We start from the raw sequence: 20,416 nt of genomic DNA on the forward strand, positions 1-20,416 counted from the left end.
TCCTGGTCTGTAGTGGACGGGTCAGCGACGCCCTCGGCCGGAGGTGCGATCAGACGGTGACCGGAGTCTCCTTTGCTGACAACTTCTCCGCAAAGTACTTCCTGATCGCCACGGTGATCAAACCGACCCACAGGGCGAGTACCAAACCGTAACCGATCCACACCGCGACCCCGGTGATGTCGAAGGCCTGGAACAGGGTCCGCAGGTTGGTCAGCACGATCAGCCCACCGACCGCGGTCCCCATGATCCGCGCCGGGAGCCGGCTGACCAGCCAGGCCGCGATGGGTGCGGCGATCAGGCCCCCGATCAGCAGGGCGGCGACGATGCCCAGGTCGATCCCGGCCGTCCCGAGGCCGACCAGGAAGCCCACGCTGGCCGCCAGCGAGACCAGGAACTCCGAGGTGTCCACCGAGCCGATCACCGTCCGCGGGGCGGTCTTGCCCCGCGACAGCAGCGTCGTGGTCGACACCGGCCCCCAGCCGCCACCGCCGGTGGCATCAACGAAGCCGCCGATCAGCCCCAGCGGGATGAGGAAGCGCGGGGTGTGCGGGGAGGTGGTCGCGTGGGCGCTCGCCGGCGCCCGGAACGCGAACCGGAACAGGATGTAGATCCCCAGCGCCCCGAGGATGGCGGCCATCACCGGCTGGCCGGCTTCGGTGGAGATGTTGGACAGCACGGTCGCGCCCAGGAAGGCACCGATCGCGCCGGGGACGCCGAGCCGGGCGACGAGTTTCCAGTCGGTGTTCCCGAGTTTCCAATGGGACACCCCGGAAGCCAGGTTCGTGCCGACCTCGGCCAGATGGACCGACGCGGACGCCAGCGCCGGGGACAGCCCGACGATCAGCAGCATGGTGCTGGAGGTGACGCCGTAGCCCATCCCGAGCGCGCCGTCGACCAGTTGGGCACCGAGCCCGACCAGCCCCAGCAGGACAAGTTTTCTCATTCGATGGAGACCTTAGAAGTGGGAAATCTTTAGCAGGAGGAACCGGTGGGCCCGGCAGCGACTGCGCGCTCGGCCACCGCAGGGTGGGCGGGGTGCCGGGTCGTCGCGAGCGGGCTCAGCTGGACCACTGCCGCCCCGCCGGCCGCCTGTTCGGCAGCGACCTCGGCGATCCGGCTCGGGGCCGCCCAGGCCGGGGGCAATCCGGCCAGGTCGACCACTTCCGCGGCAAGGTCGGTGACCAGGGCGGCGGGTACGCCGGGATCGAGGATCACCACGTCGGCAGCGGCCAGCAGCGCCCGATCGGCCCCGACGAGCTCGCCGGCACGCGGATCGACCTCGATCCGCCGGACCCAGCCCCGGCCGGGCCGGACCCGACGCAGCGACGGCGGCTGCTCGGCGAGAAAGTCGGCCAGCGCGTTGCGTACCCGCACCGAGCGCCGCGGATCGCCGGACTGGACGGCGATGCTGACCCGTCCGTCGGGCAGCTCCACCTGGGTGCGGGCGGGCACCGCGGCGGTGCCGTGCGCGGCCCGGGCGGCCTGGATGCACCAGATCCGGCGGTCCTCGCACGCCCGGGCCACCGCATCGTCGATGACCCCGGTCGCGGTGTGCACCAGCCAGGCACCGTCGGGATCGGTGTCGCGGAACTCGCGCCGCGACCAGGTGATCTCCCCGGCCGCGGCCAGTTCGGCCAGTTCGTCGCTCACCTGCGGCGCGACCACCCACACGTCCGCGCCGGCCTCGAGGAAGCCACGGACGCGGCGGGTGGCGACGCTGCCGCCCCCGACCGCGAGGACGCGTCGGCCGGCCAGGTCCAGGGTGAGCGGGAACATCAGATCACCCAGTTGACCGGTTCGGGTTCCTCGACGGTGGTCGAGGCGACCATGCCGGCCGCCAGGGTGGCGGCGGACTGCGCATCGATCAGCAGGAAGGCTCCCAGCCGGCGCGAGGTGGCGTACGCCTCGGCGACGATCGGGGAGGCGACCTTGATCCGGACCCGGCCGATATCGTTCAGCGCGAGTTCGGTGGCCGGGGTGCCGCCGAGGGTGTCCAGATCCAGCCGGTTGCCGATCTCGGTCACCACGGCCTGCACGGTGTGCGAGGTGTGCTTGAGCAGGACGCGGGCACCCGGCTTGAGCGGCCGCTCGGCCAGCCAGCAGACGAAGGCGTCGATCTCCCGGGTCGGCTCGGGGGCCGAATCCGCCGCGACGATCATGTCCCCGCGGGCCAGGTCGATGTCGTCGGTCAACCGCAGGCTGACCGATTGCGGCGCGAAGGCCACCTCCAGCGGACCGTCGGCGGTGTCGATGCCGGCGATGGTGGTCGGGCGGCCCGACGGTTCCACGCTGACCCGGTCCCCCACCCGGACCACGCCGGAGGCGATCTGGCCGGCGTAGCCGCGGTACTCCTGCAGCGCCGGATCGACCGCCGCCGCCTGCGGGCGCAGCACGTACTGCACCGGGAAGCGGAACTGTTCCTGGGTCGGGGAGTCGGCGTTCGGGATCTGCTCCAGCAGTTCCAGCAGCGCTGGCCCGGCGTAGAACGGGGTGTGCTCGGAGCGGGTCACCACGTTGTCCCCACGCAGCGCGGAGACCGGAATCGTGGTGACGTCGGTGAGCCCGAACCCGGCAGCCACCTCGCTGACCTGCTTCTGGACCCCGCGGATCGTGTCCGCGTCGAAGCCGACCAGGTCGATCTTGTTGATCGCCACGATCACGTGCGGCACGCGCAGCAGCGACGCCACGGCCAGGTGCCGCCGGGTCTGTTCGAGTACGCCGTGGCGTACATCGACCAGCAGCACGATGACGTCGGCGGTCGAGGACCCGGTGACGGTGTTACGGGTGTACTGCACGTGCCCGGGGCAGTCGGCCAGGATGAACGACCGGTTCGGGGTGGCGAAGTAGCGGTAGGCGACGTCGATGGTGATCCCCTGTTCCCGCTCGGCGCGCAGGCCGTCGGTGAGCAGGGCGAGGTCGGCGGCCTCCAGGCCACGGTCGGCGGAGACCCGCTCGACGGCCTCGAGTTGGTCGGCCATGATCGACTTGGTGTCGTGCAGCAGCCGGCCGACCAGGGTCGACTTGCCGTCGTCGACCGAGCCGGCGGTTGCCAGGCGCAGCAGCGTGCTCATCAGAAGTACCCTTCCTTCTTGCGGTCTTCCATGGCCGCCTCGGTCATCCGGTCGTCGGCCCGGGTGGCGCCGCGCTCGGTAATGGTGCTCGCGGCGACCTCGGCCACCACGTCGTTGACATCCTTGGCGATCGACTCGACCGCGCCGGTGCAGGACATGTCGCCCACGGTGCGGTAGCGGACCTCCTTGACCACGACCTCGGCATCCTTCGGGTCGGTGTACGGACCCACGGCCAGCCACATCCCGTCGCGCTCGAAGACCTCGCGCCGGTGGGAGTAGTACAGGCTCGGCAGCTCGATCCCCTCGCGGGCGATGTAGCGCCAGATGTCGAGTTCGGTCCAGTTGCTCAGCGGGAACACCCGGACGTGCTCCCCGGCCCGGTGCCGCGGGTTGTACAGGTTCCACAGCTCCGGGCGCTGGTTGCGCGGATCCCACTGCCCGAACTCATCGCGCAGCGAGACCACGCGCTCCTTGGCGCGGGCCTTCTCCTCATCGCGGCGGCCACCGCCGTAGACGGCATCGAAGCCGTGGTGGGAGATGGCGTCCAGCAGCGGCATGGTCTGCAGCGGATTGCGGGTCCCGTCGGGACGCTCGCTGAGCCGGCCGTCGTCGATGTAGTCCTGGACCGACGCCACGACCAGGCGCAGCCCGAACTTCTCCACGGTCCGGTCGCGGTACTCGATGACCTCGGGGAAGTTGTGGCCGGTGTCGACGTGCATCACCGGGAACGGCACCGGGGCCGGCCAGAAGGCCTTGCGGGCCAGGTGCAGCATCACCACCGAGTCCTTGCCGCCGGAGAACAGCAGCACCGGCCGCTCGAGTTCGGCGGTCACCTCGCGGAAGATGTGGATGGACTCGCTCTCCAGCGCGTCGAGCTGGCTCAGCTCGTACTCACCGACGGTGTCGTTGAGCAGGTCGGCGGCCTCGATGTTCAGGTCGTTCACAGTCTCATTGCTCACAGTCTGATTGCCTCGGATCTGGATACTCACAGGTGGATCCCGCATTCGGTCTTGTTCAGTCCGGCCCAGCGGCCCGCGCGGGGGTCCTCGCCGGGGGCGACCCGGCGGGTGCACGGCTCGCAGCCGATCGACGGGTAGCCGTCGGCCAGCAGCGGGTTGATCGGCACCTGGTGGTCGGTGGCGTACTCGAGCAGGTCGTCGAAGCTCCACGGCGCGATCGGGTTGATCTTGACCATCTGGTGGGTCTTGTCCCACTCGACGAGCTGGGCGTTGGCGCGCAGCGCGTTGTCCTCGCGGCGTACGCCGGTGACCCACGCCTCGTAGCCGGCCAGCTCCCGGTTCAGCGGCTCGACCTTGCGCATCGCGCAGCACTGGGTCGGGTTGCGGTCGTGCAGCTTCGCGCCGTACTCCGCATCCTGCTCGGCAACGGTGAGTTGCGGCAGCACGTTGATCACGTTGACCGGCATCGTCTCGGCGACCTCGTCGCGGGTCCCGATGGTCTCGATGAAGTGGTAGCCGGTCTCCAGGAAGAGCACGTCGACATCGGGCACGGTCTGGGAGACCAGATGCGGCAGGACGGTGTCGCCGGCCATCGAGCAGGCGACCGCCAGCGACTTGCCGAAGGTCTCGCCGGCCCAGGCCAGCACCTCCTCGGCGGTGGCGTCGGCGAAGCGTTCGGAGGCCTCGGCCGCCAGTTGTTCCAGTTCCTCGGGGGTACGCGTCCGCCCGGGACCGTGACTGACCAGTGGGGTACTCACTTGAGATCGTCCTCCTCGGCCCGCGCGACCCACTCGGAGAAGGTCTCCGGGTTGCCGGCGGCGTTGTTGCTGCGCTGATCCAGGAAAGTGCGGGTGACCCGCTCCACGTACTCGGGCAGGTCGTCCGCGGTCACCTTGAGGCCACGCACGGTCCGGCCCAGGCCGGCCTCCGCGCGGTCCCGGGAGGCCAAACCGCCGCCCAGGTGCACCTGGAAGCCGAACTCGCCGCCCACGAGCTGACCCTTCAGGCCGATGTCGGCCACCTGGATCCGGGCGCAGGAGTTGGGGCAGCCGTTGATGTTCAGCGAGATCGGCGGCTCGATCGCGACCCCGTCCAGGCGCTGCTCGAGTTCATCGACCGTACGCGCGGCCAGCCCCTTGGTCTCCACGAAGGCCAACTTGCAGTACTCGATGCCGGTGCAGGCCATCGTGGCGCGACGGAACGGGCTGGGATTGGCCTGCAGGCCGAGCTCCCCCAGTTCCCGGACCAACGAGTCGACCGCGGCCTCGTCCACGTCCAGCACCAGGATCTTCTGATGCGGCGTCAGCGCCACCCGCTTGGAGCCGGCCGCCTCGGCGTGTTCGGCCACCTGGAACAGCACATCGCCGCTGACCCGGCCGACAGTCGGCGCGAACCCGACGTACTTGCGGCCGTCCTTCTGGTCATGGATGCCGACGTGGTCGTACGGGCCGGCGCTCGGGTCCGGGGTCGCGGCGGGACCGTCGGGCAGCTTGCGGCCGAGGTACTCGTCCTCCAGGACCTGACGGAACTTGTCGACCCCCCATTCGGCGAGCAGGAACTTGAGCCGGGCCTTGGTGCGCTGCTTGCGGAAGCCGTAATCGCGGAAGATCGAGATGACGCCTTCCCAGACGTCGGCGGCGTCGGCCTCGGAGACGAAGACGCCGATCCGCTCGGCCAGCCGCGGGGTGGTGGACAGTCCCCCGCCGACCCACAGGTCGTAGCCGGGGCCCAGGTCGGGGTGGCGGACGCCGACCAGGGAGATGTCGTTGATCTCGTGCACGACATCGAGGCTGGGGTGACCGGTGATCGCGGTCTTGAACTTGCGCGGCAGGTTGGAGTACTTGGGGTTGCCCAGGAAGCGTCGCTTGATCTCATCGGCCACCGGGGCGGTGTCGATGATTTCGTTGGCCGCCACGCCGGCGACCGGGCTGCCGAGGAAGCCGCGCGGGGTATCGCCACAGGCCTCGACCGAGTCCAGCCCGACTTCATCGAGCCGGCGCCAGATTTCGGGCACGTTCTCGATCTCGACCCAGTGCAGCTGAATGTTCTGCCGGTCGGTGATGTCGGCGGTGCCACGGGCGAAGTCGCGGGAGATGCCGGCGATCGCGCGGACCTGTTCGGTGGTCAGGATCCGGCCGTCGATCCGGATCCGCATCATGAAGTACTTGTCCGACAGCGCGTCCGCGGCCAGCTTCGAGGTCTGCTGGGCGTCGATGCCCTGCTTGCGCTGGGTGTAGAGCCCCCACCAGCGCATCCGGCCATGCAGATCGTCCGACGGGATCGAATCGATTCCCTGCTTGCTGTAGGTATCGATGATCCGCTGGCGGACGTTCAGCCCGTCGTCGGCCTGCTTGAACTCCTCATTGCCGTTCAGCGGGGCGCGACCATCCACGGCCCACTGGCCGCGGGAGGCAGGCTTCTTGACCGCAGTGGCGGTCTTCGCAGCAATCGTCTCATCCGTGGTGGTCATGCATTCCTCAGCTTGAAGCGTGATGGGCAGTGCCGGTCCGGCACCTCATAGGGAACCATAATGGATCCATAGTCAAGAGTTCTAATCGTGTCCACCGAATGGGATCATTTGTTTTCCTTCTGTCCCACGGAACGTGCTACCGGCGTACTGCCGCATGGGGAGATCGCAGGGAGTACGCGGGGCGACTTAGCCGCCCGTCTAGGCTGGGTCCATGGATCCCCTCGCCGCATTCGATCCCATCGCCAAACTCAAGGCCCGCTTCGACCCCAGAGCCCAGCGACCGATCGTGCTCGAGATCGACCTGAATCACGGTCTGCTCTCCGCCGCTCCCGACCATCCCGTAGCCGCCTGGAAGGCCCGCTCGGCACCGGCCATGAAGGCCGTCCGGGACGCCCTGCGGGCCGGCGTCGACGACGACCGGGTCAGCGGCCTGGTCGTCCACGTCGGCAACTGCCCGCTGGACACCGCCCAGATCGACGAACTCGGGATCGAGTTGCGCCGCTTCGGCGACCGCAAGCCGGTGATCGCCTGGACCGAGTCCTTCGGCGAGTTGACCAATGCGCTGCTGGGCTACCGATTGGCCAGCTACGCCGACGAGATCTGGATGCAGCCCTCGGGCAGCCTGGGGATCAACGGCGTCCATCTGGAGATCACCCTGCTGCGCGGCGGCCTGGACAAGCTCGGGGTGACCCCGGAGTTCGCCCAGCGCCAGGAGTACAAGTCCGCCGGGGAGCAGTTCACCGCGCACGAGGTGAGTGCGGCCAACCGGGAGATGATGCAGCGCATCGCCGACTCGATCCTCGAGGACACCATCGCCCGGATCGCCGAGGCCCGCAAGATCGACGCCGAGACCGTACGCGGCCTGGTCGCGGAGTCGCCGCTGACCGCCGAGCGGGCCCGCGAGGCCGGCCTGATCGATCGGATCGGTTACCGCGACGAGGTGTACGCCAGCCTCCGGGCCCGCTTCGGTGACACCCCCGGGGACGACACCTCCGGGACCGGGACAGACCCGACCGCAAGCCCCGACCCCAAGGCCGAGGACCCGATCCAACTGCGCTACGCCCACCGCTACGACAAGGGCGCCGGCATGGTCGGTCAGCTGATGCAGCTCAAGCAGGCCGCGATCGGCGTGGTCAGCATCAAGGGTGGCATCGTCACCGGCTTCAGCAGCGCCGGTCTGGGCGGCACCACGGCCGGCTCGGACACCATCACCGCCCACCTGAGGGCGGCCGCCGATGACGACCGGATCAAGGCGGTCGTGCTGCGTGTGGACTCCCCCGGCGGGTCCTATGTGGCCTCCGACGCGATCCGGCGCGAGGTGCAGCAACTGGGCCGGATCAAGCCGGTGATCGCCTCGATGGGATCGGTCGCCGCCTCCGGTGGCTACTTCGCCGCAATGGGGGCGGACAAGGTCATCGCCAATCCGCTCACCCTCACCGGTTCGATCGGTGTGGTGGCCGGCAAGTTCGTCACCGACGGCCTGACCCGGAAGCTGGGTCTGGTCCGCGAATCGGTGAATGCCGGGGAACGCGCCGACATGCTCGCCGGCCTGACCGGGTTCACCGAGGAGCAGTGGCAGGCGCTCAACGCCTGGCTCGATCAGGTGTACGCCGACTTCACCGCCAAGGCCGCCGCCGACCGCGGCCTCCAGTTGGAGGTCCTCGAACCGCTGGCCCGCGGCCGGGTCTGGACCGGAGCCGACGCGCGGGAGCGTGGGCTGGTCGACGATCTCGGGGGGATGGCCCACGCGGTCCGGCTCGCGGCCGAGGCCGCCGAGGTGGATCCGGACCGGACCCCGGTCCGCGCCGTTCCGACGCTGCCCTGGCTGGGCCAGGTGATCCCGGCGGAGTCCTCGCAGTCGCATCCCGATCTCAACACCGGGGTGTTCGACGGCCCGATCAGCCTGAGCGATCCGGAGTCGCTGCTTGCCCTGGCCGCGCGCCGGCTCGGGGTCGCGGTGCCGCACGGCGTCCTGGAACTGCCCTGGTCGATCCGGATTCGCTGAACGCTGCGGACCCGGACCCGCGTACGGTGGCCGGCATGGCTTCGGACAACCTGCCGGCCGGCTTCCGGCTGCCCCTGGATACGATCGCCGACTTCCGGCTCTACACCTTCCTGGACGAGCCGCAGCGTACCGCTGAGGCGCTGCCCAACTGGCCCCGGACCCATGCCGCTTTCCCGTGGGTGGTCGGGTACAGCCGCTTCGGTGATTTCTTCCTGCAGAACCCGGATGCCGGGAAGTTCCTGGTCGTCTACCCGATGCGGGGCGGCGGCAGCAAGGGCTACGACGCCAGGGACCTGACCGAGTTCCGGGAAACCGTGCTGGACACCTTCGACTTCCACCTGTTTGCCTTCCCGACCATGGCGTTCGTGCAGGAGGTCATCGCCCGGGTCGGCCCGATCCCCGAGCAGGCGGTCTATATCCCGACCCCGTATCCGATGCTCGGCGGCTCGGGCGAACCGTCGACCTACTCCGCCGGCGACGTCTGGGTGTTCCTCGACATCGTCGGCCAACTGCTGCGGCAGGCCTCCTGAGGAATCGGGTGTCCTGAGGAGTCTTCGAACAACCCGCCGAGAACCTCTGGCACTTTCCCGGCCCGGTGCTCTATCCTTTCGGAGGACTCGCCCGAGAAGACGCGGCCATCGCCGTGACCCGGGCCTGCCGGCAGAACACCGTGCCGGACCCGAAGTCCCGCCGGACGGCGGCCCGTATCCGCGGCCGCACCGGCTCCCCTTGCTGAACCCCACACTGTTGCTCACCAGTTCTTTGATCATCGACAGTAGGGTTCACCACACCAGTTCAGGCAGCATCGGCTGCCCGCAACCACAGGAAGATTCGTCATGACCACTGCGGAGCAGATTCGCTCAGACATCAAGATCGGCCCGGAGCTCGCTCGTTCCTGGCTGCTTGTCAACGCCATGCAGACCGACCGGTTCACCGGTGCCATGGACAGCGCTGCCGACGTAGTCATCATCGACATCGAGGACGCCGTCGCGCCCAAGCACAAGGCCACTGCCCGCGATCACGCGGTGGACTTCCTGACCACCGGGGCCGAGGCGTGGGTCCGGGTGAACGGGTTCGGCACCGAATGGTGGGAGCAGGACCTCAAGCAGCTGTCCCGATTCCCGAACCTGCAGGGCGTCATGCTCGCCATGGTGGATTCTCCCGAGCATGTGATGAAGACCAATGCCCTGCTTGCCCCGCACCAGAAGATCGTCGCCCTGGTCGAAACCGCTCGCGGGGTGCAGAACCTGAAGCACATCGCCGAATCCCGCGCGACGTTCCGGCTGGCGTTCGGCCTGGGTGATTTCCGCCGCGACACCGGTTTCGCCGATGATCCGATGGCGCTGGCGTACACCCGCTCGCAGTTCACCATTGCCGCCCGCAGTGCCGGACTGCCCGGTCCGATCGACGGCCCGGCGGTCGGCGCCCTGGGGGTCAAACTGGCCGACGCGGCCGGGGTGACCAGCCAGTTCGGGATGACCGGCAAGATCTGCCTGATGCCGGAGCAGACCGCGACGGTCAATGAGATCCTCTCCCCTTCGGTGGAGGACATGTCGTGGGCGCTGGACTTCCTGGCCGAGTTCGAGGTCGAGGGCGGGGAGATCCGCAACGGCTCGGATCTGCCGCGGTTGGCGCGGGCCCGGAAGATCCTGGATCTGGCCGGGGCCTTCGGCCTGCGCCCGCCGGAGGGGTACGACGTGTACAACACCGCCCCCACCGACACCTACCACTGCTGATCGACCGGTAAGCCCGCAGCCCCGGCGACCCGACCACGGGCCGCCGGGGCGGTGCGCCCGCCACCTGGTCGCACACCCGGCCGACCGGCCGCAGTCAGCGGTTCTGCTCGCACCTACGCGGGCGCCGGTGGCGGTACGCGGGTCCCGGCGGCGGTACGCGGGCCCCGGTGGCAGTGCGCGGGTCCTCCCCCGGTTCGCGGGTGCTCGTGGGCCACTACCATCGCGGGTGTTCCTGGCTGCTCGCGGGTGCTCCTGGCTGCTCGCGGGTCCGGATCCGGCTTGCTGCCCCTGCAGGGCCCGCATCCCCGAACCCAGCCCGCGCAACCCAACTTCTCCCGCGTACTCCAATTGGTGGATACGCGGCCGAGCAACTCGCCGAAGGCTGAGCCCGCTCAGGCCTCGAACGGGGCCGGATCGCCGGAGCCGACCCGGAGCACCTCGGGTTCGCCCTCGGTCCAGTCGATCACGGTGGTGGAGTCCTCCAGTTCCTCGCCGTCATCGAGGACCGCATCCAACTGCGTACCGAGTTCCTCGTTGATCCGCCACCCCTCGGTCATCTGATGCTCCTCCCCGGGCAGGATCAGCGAGGTGGACAGCAGCGGCTCACCCAATTCCTCGAGCAGGGCCAGCGCGGTCGTGTGCTGCGGGATGCGTACGCCGACGGTCTTCTTCTTCGGGTGCGCCATCGCCTTGGGAACCTCGCGGGTCGCCGGGAGAATGAACGTGTAGTGCCCGGGGGTGTACTGCTTCACCGTCCGGAAGACGTGATTGTCCATTTGGACGTAGTGGCCGAGTTGGGCGAAGTCCTTGCACACCAGGGCGAAGTGATGCTTGTCCCCCAACTGCCGGATCCGCCGGATTCGCTCCAGCCCCTCGTTGTTGCCCAGCTTGCACCCGAGCGCGTATCCGGAATCGGTCGGATAGGCGATCACGCCCCCGTCCTGGAGGATCTGCACCACCTGGGCGATGCTGCGGGGCTGCGGATTGTCGGGATGGACCTCGAAATACCTTGCCATGCACGGATTCTAGGGAGCCCGGTGGGTGTGGCACCAGAGGCCCCCGCCGATCGGTTTGCCGCGCCCCGTTCGGCGACCCGGCCCATTATGGTGGGCAGGTGGACAATGTCATCTTCAACATCCCCTTGGCCGAACTTCGTCAGCGCGGCAGCCAGAAGTGGACCCACTACCCGGCCGAGGTATTGCCGGCCTGGGTCGCGGAGATGGACTGCCGTCCGCCGCAGCGGGTGACCGAGGTGATCACCCGTGCGATGTCGTTGGGTGACACCGGCTACTCCGAGGGTGACTGGTACGCCGAGACCCTGCAGACCTATGCCAAGCGCCGGTGGCAGTGGGACTTCGACGCCGCCACGCAGGCGGTCGGGCTGCCCAGCGTGATGCACGGCATCGTGCACACCCTGGACCACTTCGTCCGGCCGGGCAGCGGCGTGGTGATCAATCCGCCGGTCTATGCCGCGTTCTTCAGCTTCCTGAAGCTCGGCCAGTACGAGATCATCGAGAACGACCTGACCCCCGAGGGCCGGATCGACCTCGCCACCCTCGCCGACACCTTTGCCGGGAAGTCCGGCAGCAAGCCGGCGGCGTACCTGCTGTGCAACCCGCACAACCCGCACGGCACCGTGCATACCCGGGAGGAGTTGGCTGCCGTCGCCGCGGTGGCCGATGAACACGATGTGCTGGTGATCAGCGACGAGATCCACGGCCCGCTGGTGGACGCGTCGGCCACCTTCGTGCCCTACCTGGATGTCGCCGGGACCGAGAACGGGATCACGATCACCTCGGCGTCCAAGGCGTACAACCTGCCCGGGATGCCGGCCGCCGTGGCGGTGGCCGGGGTCAATGCCGCCGAGCGGTTGCAGACGATGTCGCCGGCGGTGACCCACGCGCCGAGCTACTTCGGGATCCTCGCCCAGCAGGCCGCCTGGGACCACGGCGACGCGTGGCTGACCCAACTGAACCTGGAACTGGAGCAGAACCGGCAGCACCTGGCGGCCCGGCTCGCCGCCGAGCTGCCCACGGTGAGTTACACCCCGAACAAGTCGACCTATCTGGCCTGGGTGGACTGCACCGCCACCGGGGTGGCGAATCCGTTCCAGGCCTGCCTCGACCAAGGTCTGGCCCTCACCCCCGGCCGGGCCTTCAGCAAGCGCGCACCCCAGTTCGCCCGGGTCAATCTCGGCACGTCGCTGGAGATCCTCGATCTGGTGATCGACAAGATGGTCGCCGCGCTGGGCTGAGGGGTCAGCGTACGGTCAGGATCACCTCGGCGCGGGCCTCGGCGGTGACGCGATCCTGACCGAGCAGGACCAGGAAGGTCGTCGACGCCTCCGCCGAGGTACGCACCACCACCCGGTCACCGGTGACGGTGATGGTGCCGTCGACGCCGGGGACCGCGTCCAGATGGCGGCGACCGGCGGCCAGGGCGAGCGTGGTCCGACCGGCCGGGTCACTGGCGTGGGCCGCCGCGGCCGCCCGGGCAGCGCCCGCGGCCGCACTCTCGGCGCGCCGGGTGGCGCTGACCTGCTGACCGCCGTCTACCACCAGGCCGGCGATCACGATCAGGGCCAGGCTGAACAGCATGACCAGCACCGACATCGAGCCGCCCCGCTGATCGCGGGCCTCGGCGTACGCCGGACGGGAGCGTGGCTGCCGGGGCCGGGACGGGTCCGGTGTGGCGGGGGTCGGTGTGGCGGGGATCGGTGCGACGGGGTTCGGCGGGGACAGGACATGTGCGGCGGTGGGGATGGGCACGCCTGGATTGTCCCGGCTCGCCCCACGCGGTGCAATACCTCCCGGAACTTCGCGGCGAAATCTGTGCACCGTCCCCACCCGATCCGGGCCGCAGCCCAACCAATAGTCTGAGTACGACCCAGATCGGGACGACTCACAGGAGGCCGCACATGGTCCACAAGGTTGCTCTGCTCACCGCCGGCGGGTTCGCCCCCTGCCTGTCCTCGGCGATCGGCGGGCTGATCCAGCGCTACACCGCGCTGGCCCCGGAGATCGAGATCATCGCCTACCGGCACGGATACCAGGGCCTGCTCAGCGGGGACTACCTGACGGTGACCCCGACCGTACGCGTCAATGCCGGGCTGCTGCACTCCTTCGGCGGCTCCCCGATCGGCAACTCCCGGGTCAAGCTGACCAATGCCACGGATCTGGTCAAGCGCGGCCTGGTCGCCGAGGGGCAGAATCCGTTGCAGGTCGCCGCGGACCGGTTGATCGCCGATGGCGTCGACGTTCTGCACACCATCGGCGGTGACGACACCAACACCACCGCCGCCGACCTCGCCGCCTATCTCGCCGAACACGACTACGGCCTGACCGTGGTCGGCCTGCCCAAGACGATCGACAACGACGTCTTCCCGATCAAGCAGTCCCTGGGCGCCTGGACCGCCGCCGAGCAGGGCTCCCGCTTCGCACAGAACATCGTCGGCGAGCACAACTCGGCCTCCCGGATGCTGATCGTGCACGAGGTGATGGGTCGCAACTGCGGCTGGCTGACCGCGGCCACCGCGCGCAAGTACCGCGAATGGCTGGACGCGCAGCAGTGGCTGCCGGAGATCGGCCTGTCCCGCGAGGCGTGGGATGTGCACGCGGTGTTCGTGCCCGAGGGCCACATCGATATCCCGGCCGAGGCGGCCCGGCTGAAGCAGGTGATGGACACCATCGGCAACGTCACGATCTTTCTGTCCGAGGGCGCCGGCCTCGATTCGATCGTCGCGGAGATGGAGAAGGCCGGCGAGGAGGTGCCGCGGGACCCGTTCGGGCACGTCAAGCTGGACAAGGTCAACCCGGGCCAGTGGTTCGGGGACCAGTTCGCCAAGCTGCTCGGGGCGGAGAAGGTGATGGTGCAGAAGTCGGGCTACTACTCCCGGGCCGCGGCGGCCAACGAGGATGACCTGGCCCTGATCAAGCAGTGCACCGATCTGGCCGTGGACTGCGCCCTGCGGGGTGAGTCCGGGGTGATCGGCCAGGACGAGGACGCCGGGGACACCCTGCGTGCCATCGAGTTCCCGCGGATCAAGGGCGGCAAGCCGTTCGACATCGACACCGACTGGTACGCCGCGATGCTCGCCGACCTCGGTCAGGCGCAGCCGGAGAAGGTCAGCGTCGAGCACTGACCGCGGTCCCGGGCCGCCGGCACCTGCAGGGTGCCCGCGGCCCGGGCGGGTTTGCCCGGACCGTCCGCGGACCGGGCTCGGCTCAGCGGCCGAAGATCTTGCGGACGCCCCACACCAGCAGCGCACCGACCCCGGCGCCGATCAGTGCGCCGGCGACGAAGCCGACTCCCATCGACAACTGCGCATTCTGGATCGCCACCTTCGCCGGCACCGGTGCCTCCGGATCGATCTCGCGACCCTCCCGGGCGCCCCCGGCCCACGGGTGCCCGACGACGTTCACATCGGGTCCGTTCAGGAGCTGGTCGCGACGCTCGGCAGACATGGGCCTGGGTTTCATGACCCCGAGTGTACGCAGTCCCCTCCCCGGCCGGGCCGGCGTACGGCGGGCTGGTCCCGCTACGGGAGTGAGCGACCTCAGTCCGCGTCGACGATGGTCCGCGGATTCGTCGCTTCCTCCGCCGTGCCCTGCTTCGCCCGCCCGCCGGCTGCAGCCCGGCCGGCCGGGTCGCCGCCGTTGTGCCGGTACGGCTTCAGGTCGGCCGGAGTCAGGGCCCGGTCGTCGGCCTCCGAGGCCTTGACGATCCGCTCCACCCCGGCCGGATCGTCGGGCGTGGGGACCTCATCGGGGTCCGGATGTGCCTCCGGGTCGGGGTGCAGGCCGGGCACCGCGCCCTTCACCTTGTCCAGCATCTCGGCGCGCTTGAGCTGACTCTCGGCCTTCTCGCGCTCCTGCTCCATCCGGTCCACCTCGGCCAGGGCCCAGTGGTTCGGCGCGGTGCGGACGCCGGGCACGTCCCGCAAGGGCTCATCCGGCTCGCTCCAGCGCCGGGCGATGGCCGGCTGGTTCGCCGTGGCGATCCAGGCCGCGACATACAGGATCAGCCGGAACAGCAGATTGAACAGCAGCATGATCACGATCACCGGGCCGAACAGGGCCGCGGCCGGATTTCCGGAGAAGCTGCTCATCAGCAGGCCCGCCAGGTACTGCAGGGCGACCATCCCGACCGCACCGATCAGGGCGCCCCAGCCCAACACCTTGGTGGTCGGGCGCTGCTCCGCGGTCGGCAGCACCCGGAACAGGAAGACGAACAGCAACCACGCGGTGATCAGCGTCGCCAGCATCGGCAGCAGCCGCAGCCCCAGTTCGGCCCCCGGTACCCCGTCCAGGTGGAAGGTGTTCACCAGAATTCCGCGCAGCGTGGTCGCCACGTTGCTCAGTGCGGCCATCAGCACGAACATCAGCAACAGCACCAGCAACGACCCGAAGTTCTTCAGTGTCTCCACGACGATGTTCGACTTGGGTTCCTTCTCCTCCAGATCCAGCGCCAACTGCGTCCGCACGGCGCTCTTCAGGTTGGAGATCCAGCCGGCACCGGAATAGCCCGCCGAGAGCAGGCCGACGATGCCGATCCCGGCCCAGTTGTTCAGCGCGTCCTGGATCACCTGCAGGATCGAGTCGCGGGCCGGCATCCCCGCCAGTTGCTCGCCGACGATCTGCATGATCCGGTCCAGCCCCGAGGGCATGAACACCGTGACCGTCATCCCGAGCAGGGCGAAGGCGAACATCAGGATCGGTACCAGGGCGAGCACCGAGAAGTAGGTGATCGCCCCGGCGAACTGATTGCCCAGCCGGTTTCCGTAGCGAGCCAGCATGCGCAGAATGTGCGCAATGGCCGGTTTCGCCTTGAGTGCCTTCACTGTGTCCGACAGTGCCATGGTGCTGCTCCGTCCTTGCCGGCGGCCATCGGCGTTCGCCCGAGGCGATGTTAGTGGGCGATCGGCTTTGTCGACACATCGGCCGGCGGCGCGCCGCAACTCGGCGCCGGACCGGTCCGGCAGCCGATTCCGGGGGCCAGCCTTCCTGCAATGGAAAGTTAGGGCACGGGCCTTCCGGCGATGGAAAGTTAGGGCACGGGCGTTTCCGCGATGGAAAGTTCGGACACCGGCCTTCCCGCGATGGATCGTTCGGGTAGTGCCCTTCCCGCGATGGAAAGTTCGGGGACGCCCCTTCCCGCGACACGTACGGCCATCCCGCAGCCCGTAACACTTCCCGCATCCGCTGCACCAGTCGCGGGAAAGCGTCGGCATCGCGGAGTCGCCGTTGCTGTCGCAGGAAGCCCGAGCGCCACCCTTGCCGTCGCAGGAAGCCGCTCAGCCCTCGAACGCCTCCTGCCCTCACCCCCGAACGCCTCCGCCACTCAGCCCCCGAACGCCTCCGGCCCTCAGTCCTCGAACGCCTCCGGCGATCAGTCCTCGAACGCCTCCGGCGGGGGGCAGGAGCAGATCAGGTTCCGGTCCCCGTACGCGTTGTCGATCCGCGCCACCGGCGGCCAATACTTGTCGGTCCCCATCCCCTCGATCGGCCCCAAATGCTGACCGGCCGGGTAGACCGCGGTCGCCCGGGAATACGGATGGGTCCACTCCTCGGCCACCAGCCGGGAGATCGGATGCGGCGCATTGCACAGCGGGTTGTCGTCGGCGGGCCACTCCCCCGCCGCGATCCGATCCATCTCAGCCCGGATGGACAGCATCGCCGCGCAGAACCGGTCCAGCTCGGCCAGCGACTCCGACTCGGTCGGCTCCACCATCAGGGTGCCGCTGACCGGGAAGCTCATCGTCGGCGCGTGGAAGCCGTAGTCGATCAGCCGCTTGGCCACATCGTCGACACTCACACCGTACTGCTTGGTCAGCGGGCGCAGATCCAGGATGCATTCGTGCGCCACCAGGCCGCCGGGACCGGTGAACAGGATCGGGTATGCCTCCCGCAACCGGGCCGCCACGTAGTTGGCCGCCAGCACCGCATGCGCCGTCGCCCGGCGCAGGCCCGGCCCACCGAGCATCGCAATGTAGGCCCAACTGATCGGCAGGATCCCCGCCGAGCCCCAGGGCGCCGCCGAGATCGGCCCCACCCCGCTGGCCGGCCCCGCCTCCGCGGCGAGCGGGTGATTCGGCAGGAACGGCGCCAGATGCGCACGAACCGCGACCGGCCCGACCCCCGGCCCCCCACCACCGTGCGGAATGCAGAACGTCTTGTGCAGATTCAGGTGCGAGACATCCCCGCCGAACCGGCCCGGCTTCGCGATCCCGGCCAGCGCATTCAGGTTCGCCCCGTCGACATAGACCTGCCCGCCCGCCTCGTGCACCAGCTCGCACAGTTCGGTGATGGTTTCCTCATACACCCCGGCGGTCGACGGATAGGTCACCATGATCGCGGCCAGGGTGTCGCGGTGCTTGTCCACCTTGGCCCGCAGGTCGGCCAGGTCGATGGTGCCCTCCTCGGTGGACTTGATCACCACGACCTTCATGCCCGCCATGGCCGCCGAGGCGGCGTTGGTCCCGTGCGCCGAACTCGGCAGCAGACAGACCGTACGCTGCTCCTCCCCCCGGGACCGATGCCAGGCGCGGATCGCCAGCAGGCCGGCCAGTTCCCCCTGGGAGCCCGCATTCGGCTGCACCGACACCCGGTCGTACCCGGTGATCTCGGCCAGCCAGTCCTCCAGACTCGACAGCAGCGTCCGGTAGCCCTCGGCGTCCTCGGCCGGCGCGAAGGGGTGCAGGTTCGCGAACCCCGGGTAGGAGATCGGCTCCATCTCCGCGGCCGAGTTCAGCTTCACCGTGCACGAGCCGAGCGGGATCATCCCCCGATCCAGCGCGAAGTCACGATCGGCCAGCGTACGCAGGTAGCGCATCAGCTCGGTCTCGGAGTGGTAGGTGTTGAACACCGGATGGGTCAGGAAGCTCGAGGTGCGCTCCTGACCGTTCAGATCGCCGGCCTCCTGCTCCCCCAGTTCGGCCCCGAAGGCCCGGCAGACCGCGGCCAGATCGGCCTCGGTGGCGTCCTCGCCGATCGAGATGCCGACCCGGTCGGGTCCGTCGACACGCAGGTGGATGCCCGACTCCCGGGCCGCCAGCCGGATCACCTCGGCCCGACCGGGCGCGGTGACCAGCAGGGTGTCGAAGAAGCTGCGGTGGGCCAGGGTGTAGCCCGCGGCCTCCAGCGCCGCGGCGACCCGCCGGGCCCCGGTGTGCACCGAGGTCGCGATCCGGGTCAGCCCCTGCGGCCCGTGGTACACCGCGTACATCGCGGCCACCACCGCCAGCAGCACCTGGGCGGTGCAGATATTGGAGGTCGCCTTCTCCCGGCGGATGTGCTGCTCGCGGGTCTGCAGCGCCAGCCGGTACGCCGGGGTCCCGTCGGCATCCACCGACAACCCGACCAGGCGTCCGGGCAGATTCCGCTCCAGCCCCTGCCGTACCGCGATGAAACCGGCGTGCGGGCCACCGTAGAACAGCGGCACCCCGAAGCGCTGCATACTGCCCACCGCGATGTCGGCGCCCCAGTCCCCCGGCGCCGCCGAGATGGTCAGCGCCAACGGATCCACCGCCGCGATCACCGTGGCGGCATTGTCATGGGCCTTCTCGGCCAGGGTCCGCAGTTCCTCGACCGCCGGCATCCGGCCCGAGGTGCCCGGCGCCTGCACCACGACCGCGAACGCCTCGTGGGTCTGCAGTGCGGTGACCAGATCCCCGTCGGCGACGACCGCGGTCATCCCCATCGCGCGAAGCCGGGTCTGCACCACGGCCAGGGTCTGCGGCAGAATGTCGGCGTCGATCAGCACCACCTCGCCCTTACGGCTGATCCGCCGGGCCAGCATGATCGCCTCGGCCACCGCGGTGCCCTCGTCCAGCAGCGAGGAGCCCGCCACCGGCAGGCCGGTGAGGTCGGCGACCATCGTCTGGAAGTTGATCAGGGCCTCCAGCCGGCCCTGCGAGATCTCCGGCTGGTAGGGCGTGTACGCGGTGTACCAGCCCGGGTTCTCCACAACGTTGCGGCGGATCACCGGCGGGGTGATGGTGCCGTGATAGCCCAGGCCGATCATCGCCCGGCAAGGGTTGTTCTGGGCCGCCAGCAACGCCAGGGTGGCCTGCGCATCCTGCTCGGTACGCGCCCCCGGCAGCTGCGGCAGATCGGCATGCAGCGCCGCGGGAACAGCGCGGGCAATCAGCTCATCGAGACCACTGACGCCGACCACCTCGGACATCGCGGCGGTCTCCTGCTCATCGGGTCCGATGTGCCGCGAAACGAAGGGGCCCAGATCCTGCAACGTCGATACACCCTGAGTGAAAGCCATGCGGCTTATCGTAGGGCGACCCACCGAGGCGTGTGCGGGCCCCGCCGCATCCGGGAGACCTCAGCCGATCCGGCGGGCCCGGCGCTGGGCCAGTTCGTCGTTGGCCACCGGCGTCACCTCGGCCTCGCCGCTGTCGGCCTTCTCGGTCGGCAACTGGTGCAGTTCCCCGGCGATGTCGCGCCACACGCTGCCCAGCGCGATGCCGAACATGCCCTGGCCACCGGCCAGCAGATCGATCACCTCGTGATCGGTGGTGCACTCGAAGATCGAGACCCCGTCGCTCATCAGCGTCACCTGGCTGAGATCCTCGACCCCGCGCGCCCGCAGGTGATCGATGGCCTTGCGTACCTGCTGCAGCGAGATGCCGGCATCGATCAGGCGCTTGATCACCTTCAGGATGACCAGGTCACGGAAGGAGTACAGCCGGTGCGAACCGGATCCCTGCGCGCCCTTGATCTCGGGGGTGACCAGACCGGTCCGGGCCCAGTAGTCGAGCTGTCGGTAGGTGATCCCGGCCACCGAGCAGGCAACCGGACCGCGGTAGCCGGAGTCCTCCGGAACCAGGGAGAAGTCACCGTCGAACAGATACTCCTGGGCGGCCTGCTGGGCCGCCCGATCAGTTGCCGGTTCGTTCTGACTGTTCATCTTCACTCCTGGGGCACGACGAGAGTTTCCCGGTCGTAATTTCACAGTCGAGTTTTCGCGCTGCGATGCCTTCACGCTAGGCCTCCGTCTCCGACAGGGTCAACGACACGCCGATCCTGATCGGTCACAATCTCCGGCCAGACTCCTCAGTAACTCAGCCTATTTCACCCTGACAAGGCAATTCAGTCAAAATCTCGAGAGCTGAGCGATACCTGAAGCACTACTTGAGACTGTCACACTGATCACATCAGTAACAG

Annotated in this window: 17 protein-coding genes; 5 read left to right on the top strand and 12 right to left on the bottom strand. The window is 69.0% G+C overall.

The window, feature by feature from the left end; translation table 11 throughout:
* Positions 1-49 precede the first annotated feature (49 nt).
* Genes G531_RS20685 through G531_RS0105580 form a run of 6 tightly spaced genes read right to left on the bottom strand, consistent with a single transcriptional unit; the run spans position 50 to position 6,500 of the window.
* On the bottom strand, positions 50-943 hold the full coding sequence (locus G531_RS20685) for a sulfite exporter TauE/SafE family protein (RefSeq protein ID WP_035757668.1): 894 nt from the start codon (positions 941-943) through the stop codon (positions 50-52).
* A 29-nt stretch (positions 944-972) separates the two neighbouring features.
* Positions 973-1,776 carry a precorrin-2 dehydrogenase/sirohydrochlorin ferrochelatase family protein gene (locus G531_RS20690; protein WP_051215102.1) on the bottom strand — a complete coding sequence of 268 codons (804 nt, stop codon included), beginning with the start codon at positions 1,774-1,776 and terminating at the stop codon, positions 973-975.
* On the bottom strand, positions 1,776-3,071 hold the full coding sequence (locus tag G531_RS0105565) for a sulfate adenylyltransferase subunit 1 (RefSeq protein ID WP_026926489.1): 1,296 nt from the start codon (positions 3,069-3,071) through the stop codon (positions 1,776-1,778). Before G531_RS0105565 ends, G531_RS20690 begins: the two co-directional genes overlap by 1 nt.
* Positions 3,071-4,000, bottom strand: coding sequence for a sulfate adenylyltransferase subunit CysD (gene cysD, locus G531_RS0105570; protein WP_245630475.1), 930 nt, complete (start codon positions 3,998-4,000; stop codon positions 3,071-3,073). Before cysD ends, G531_RS0105565 begins: the two co-directional genes overlap by 1 nt.
* Before the next feature lie 56 nt (positions 4,001-4,056).
* A complete protein-coding gene (locus G531_RS0105575; RefSeq protein WP_026926491.1) occupies positions 4,057-4,788 on the bottom strand; it encodes a phosphoadenylyl-sulfate reductase in 732 nt (243 codons plus the stop codon).
* Positions 4,785-6,500, bottom strand: coding sequence for a nitrite/sulfite reductase (locus tag G531_RS0105580; RefSeq protein WP_026926492.1), 1,716 nt, complete (start codon positions 6,498-6,500; stop codon positions 4,785-4,787). The genes G531_RS0105575 and G531_RS0105580 overlap by 4 nt, the downstream gene beginning before the upstream one ends.
* A gap of 211 nt (positions 6,501-6,711) precedes the next feature.
* On the opposite strand from G531_RS0105580, the gene sppA reads away from it, so the two are divergent.
* The 3 genes from sppA (at position 6,712) to G531_RS0105595 (ending at position 10,241) form a co-directional block, all read left to right on the top strand.
* Positions 6,712-8,505, top strand: coding sequence for a signal peptide peptidase SppA (sppA, locus tag G531_RS0105585; RefSeq protein ID WP_026926493.1), 1,794 nt, complete (start codon positions 6,712-6,714; stop codon positions 8,503-8,505).
* 35 nt (positions 8,506-8,540) lie between these two features.
* Positions 8,541-9,035 carry a DUF1851 domain-containing protein gene (locus tag G531_RS20695; RefSeq protein ID WP_051215104.1) on the top strand — a complete coding sequence of 165 codons (495 nt, stop codon included), beginning with the start codon at positions 8,541-8,543 and terminating at the stop codon, positions 9,033-9,035.
* Positions 9,036-9,341: 306 nt separating this feature from the next.
* Positions 9,342-10,241 carry an HpcH/HpaI aldolase/citrate lyase family protein gene (locus G531_RS0105595; RefSeq protein ID WP_026926494.1) on the top strand — a complete coding sequence of 300 codons (900 nt, stop codon included), beginning with the start codon at positions 9,342-9,344 and terminating at the stop codon, positions 10,239-10,241.
* Positions 10,242-10,633: 392 nt separating this feature from the next.
* Here G531_RS0105595 and G531_RS0105600 read toward each other — a convergent pair whose 3' ends face one another.
* A complete protein-coding gene (locus G531_RS0105600) occupies positions 10,634-11,257 on the bottom strand; it encodes an L-threonylcarbamoyladenylate synthase (protein WP_026926495.1) in 624 nt (207 codons plus the stop codon).
* A gap of 98 nt (positions 11,258-11,355) precedes the next feature.
* On the opposite strand from G531_RS0105600, the gene G531_RS0105605 reads away from it, so the two are divergent.
* A complete protein-coding gene (locus G531_RS0105605) occupies positions 11,356-12,495 on the top strand; it encodes a MalY/PatB family protein (protein ID WP_026926496.1) in 1,140 nt (379 codons plus the stop codon).
* A 4-nt stretch (positions 12,496-12,499) separates the two neighbouring features.
* Here the strand turns inward: G531_RS0105605 and G531_RS20700 are convergent, their stop codons facing one another.
* Positions 12,500-13,009 carry a pilus assembly protein TadG-related protein gene (locus tag G531_RS20700; protein WP_060930004.1) on the bottom strand — a complete coding sequence of 170 codons (510 nt, stop codon included), beginning with the start codon at positions 13,007-13,009 and terminating at the stop codon, positions 12,500-12,502.
* A 149-nt stretch (positions 13,010-13,158) separates the two neighbouring features.
* Here G531_RS20700 and G531_RS0105615 point away from each other — a divergent pair, with 149 nt between their 5' ends.
* Positions 13,159-14,382 carry a pyrophosphate--fructose-6-phosphate 1-phosphotransferase gene (locus tag G531_RS0105615; RefSeq protein ID WP_026926497.1) on the top strand — a complete coding sequence of 408 codons (1,224 nt, stop codon included), beginning with the start codon at positions 13,159-13,161 and terminating at the stop codon, positions 14,380-14,382.
* 82 nt (positions 14,383-14,464) lie between these two features.
* Here the strand turns inward: G531_RS0105615 and G531_RS0105620 are convergent, their stop codons facing one another.
* The 4 genes from G531_RS0105620 to G531_RS0105635 all read right to left on the bottom strand — a co-directional run bounded on the left by G531_RS0105620 (position 14,465) and on the right by G531_RS0105635 (position 20,159).
* Positions 14,465-14,719: a hypothetical protein gene (locus tag G531_RS0105620; RefSeq protein WP_145978672.1), complete on the bottom strand. Its 255-nt coding sequence runs from the start codon at positions 14,717-14,719 to the stop codon at positions 14,465-14,467.
* Between the two features lie 77 nt (positions 14,720-14,796).
* Positions 14,797-16,098 (bottom strand): YhjD/YihY/BrkB family envelope integrity protein, encoded by a 1,302-nt coding sequence (locus G531_RS20705; RefSeq protein ID WP_051215106.1) that lies wholly within the window; start codon positions 16,096-16,098, stop codon positions 14,797-14,799.
* A 530-nt stretch (positions 16,099-16,628) separates the two neighbouring features.
* Positions 16,629-19,514 carry an aminomethyl-transferring glycine dehydrogenase gene (gene gcvP, locus G531_RS0105630; RefSeq protein ID WP_035757671.1) on the bottom strand — a complete coding sequence of 962 codons (2,886 nt, stop codon included), beginning with the start codon at positions 19,512-19,514 and terminating at the stop codon, positions 16,629-16,631.
* A gap of 60 nt (positions 19,515-19,574) precedes the next feature.
* A complete protein-coding gene (locus G531_RS0105635; RefSeq protein ID WP_026926500.1) occupies positions 19,575-20,159 on the bottom strand; it encodes a MerR family transcriptional regulator in 585 nt (194 codons plus the stop codon).
* Positions 20,160-20,416: the final 257 nt, after the last annotated feature.

The sequence above is a fragment of the Granulicoccus phenolivorans DSM 17626 = NBRC 107789 = JCM 15570 genome, from assembly GCF_000423085.1.
GTDB lineage: Bacteria > Actinomycetota > Actinomycetes > Propionibacteriales > Propionibacteriaceae > Granulicoccus > Granulicoccus phenolivorans.

Bases quoted from the DNA above. Each gene is read 5' to 3' on its own strand.
- G531_RS20685 (WP_035757668.1), bottom strand. From the start codon at position 943: ATGAGAAAACTTGTCCTGCTGGGGCTGGTCGGGCTCGGTGCCCAACTG.
- G531_RS20690 (WP_051215102.1), bottom strand. From the start codon at position 1,776: ATGTTCCCGCTCACCCTGGACCTGGCCGGCCGACGCGTCCTCGCGGTC.
- G531_RS0105565 (WP_026926489.1), bottom strand. From the start codon at position 3,071: ATGAGCACGCTGCTGCGCCTGGCAACCGCCGGCTCGGTCGACGACGGC.
- G531_RS0105580 (WP_026926492.1), bottom strand. From the start codon at position 6,500: ATGACCACCACGGATGAGACGATTGCTGCGAAGACCGCCACTGCGGTC.
- sppA (WP_026926493.1), top strand. From the start codon at position 6,712: ATGGATCCCCTCGCCGCATTCGATCCCATCGCCAAACTCAAGGCCCGC.
- G531_RS20695 (WP_051215104.1), top strand. From the start codon at position 8,541: ATGGCTTCGGACAACCTGCCGGCCGGCTTCCGGCTGCCCCTGGATACG.
- G531_RS0105595 (WP_026926494.1), top strand. From the start codon at position 9,342: ATGACCACTGCGGAGCAGATTCGCTCAGACATCAAGATCGGCCCGGAG.
- G531_RS0105600 (WP_026926495.1), bottom strand. From the start codon at position 11,257: ATGGCAAGGTATTTCGAGGTCCATCCCGACAATCCGCAGCCCCGCAGC.
- G531_RS0105615 (WP_026926497.1), top strand. From the start codon at position 13,159: ATGGTCCACAAGGTTGCTCTGCTCACCGCCGGCGGGTTCGCCCCCTGC.
- G531_RS0105620 (WP_145978672.1), bottom strand. From the start codon at position 14,719: ATGAAACCCAGGCCCATGTCTGCCGAGCGTCGCGACCAGCTCCTGAAC.
- G531_RS20705 (WP_051215106.1), bottom strand. From the start codon at position 16,098: ATGGCACTGTCGGACACAGTGAAGGCACTCAAGGCGAAACCGGCCATT.
- gcvP (WP_035757671.1), bottom strand. From the start codon at position 19,514: ATGGCTTTCACTCAGGGTGTATCGACGTTGCAGGATCTGGGCCCCTTC.
- G531_RS0105635 (WP_026926500.1), bottom strand. From the start codon at position 20,159: ATGAACAGTCAGAACGAACCGGCAACTGATCGGGCGGCCCAGCAGGCC.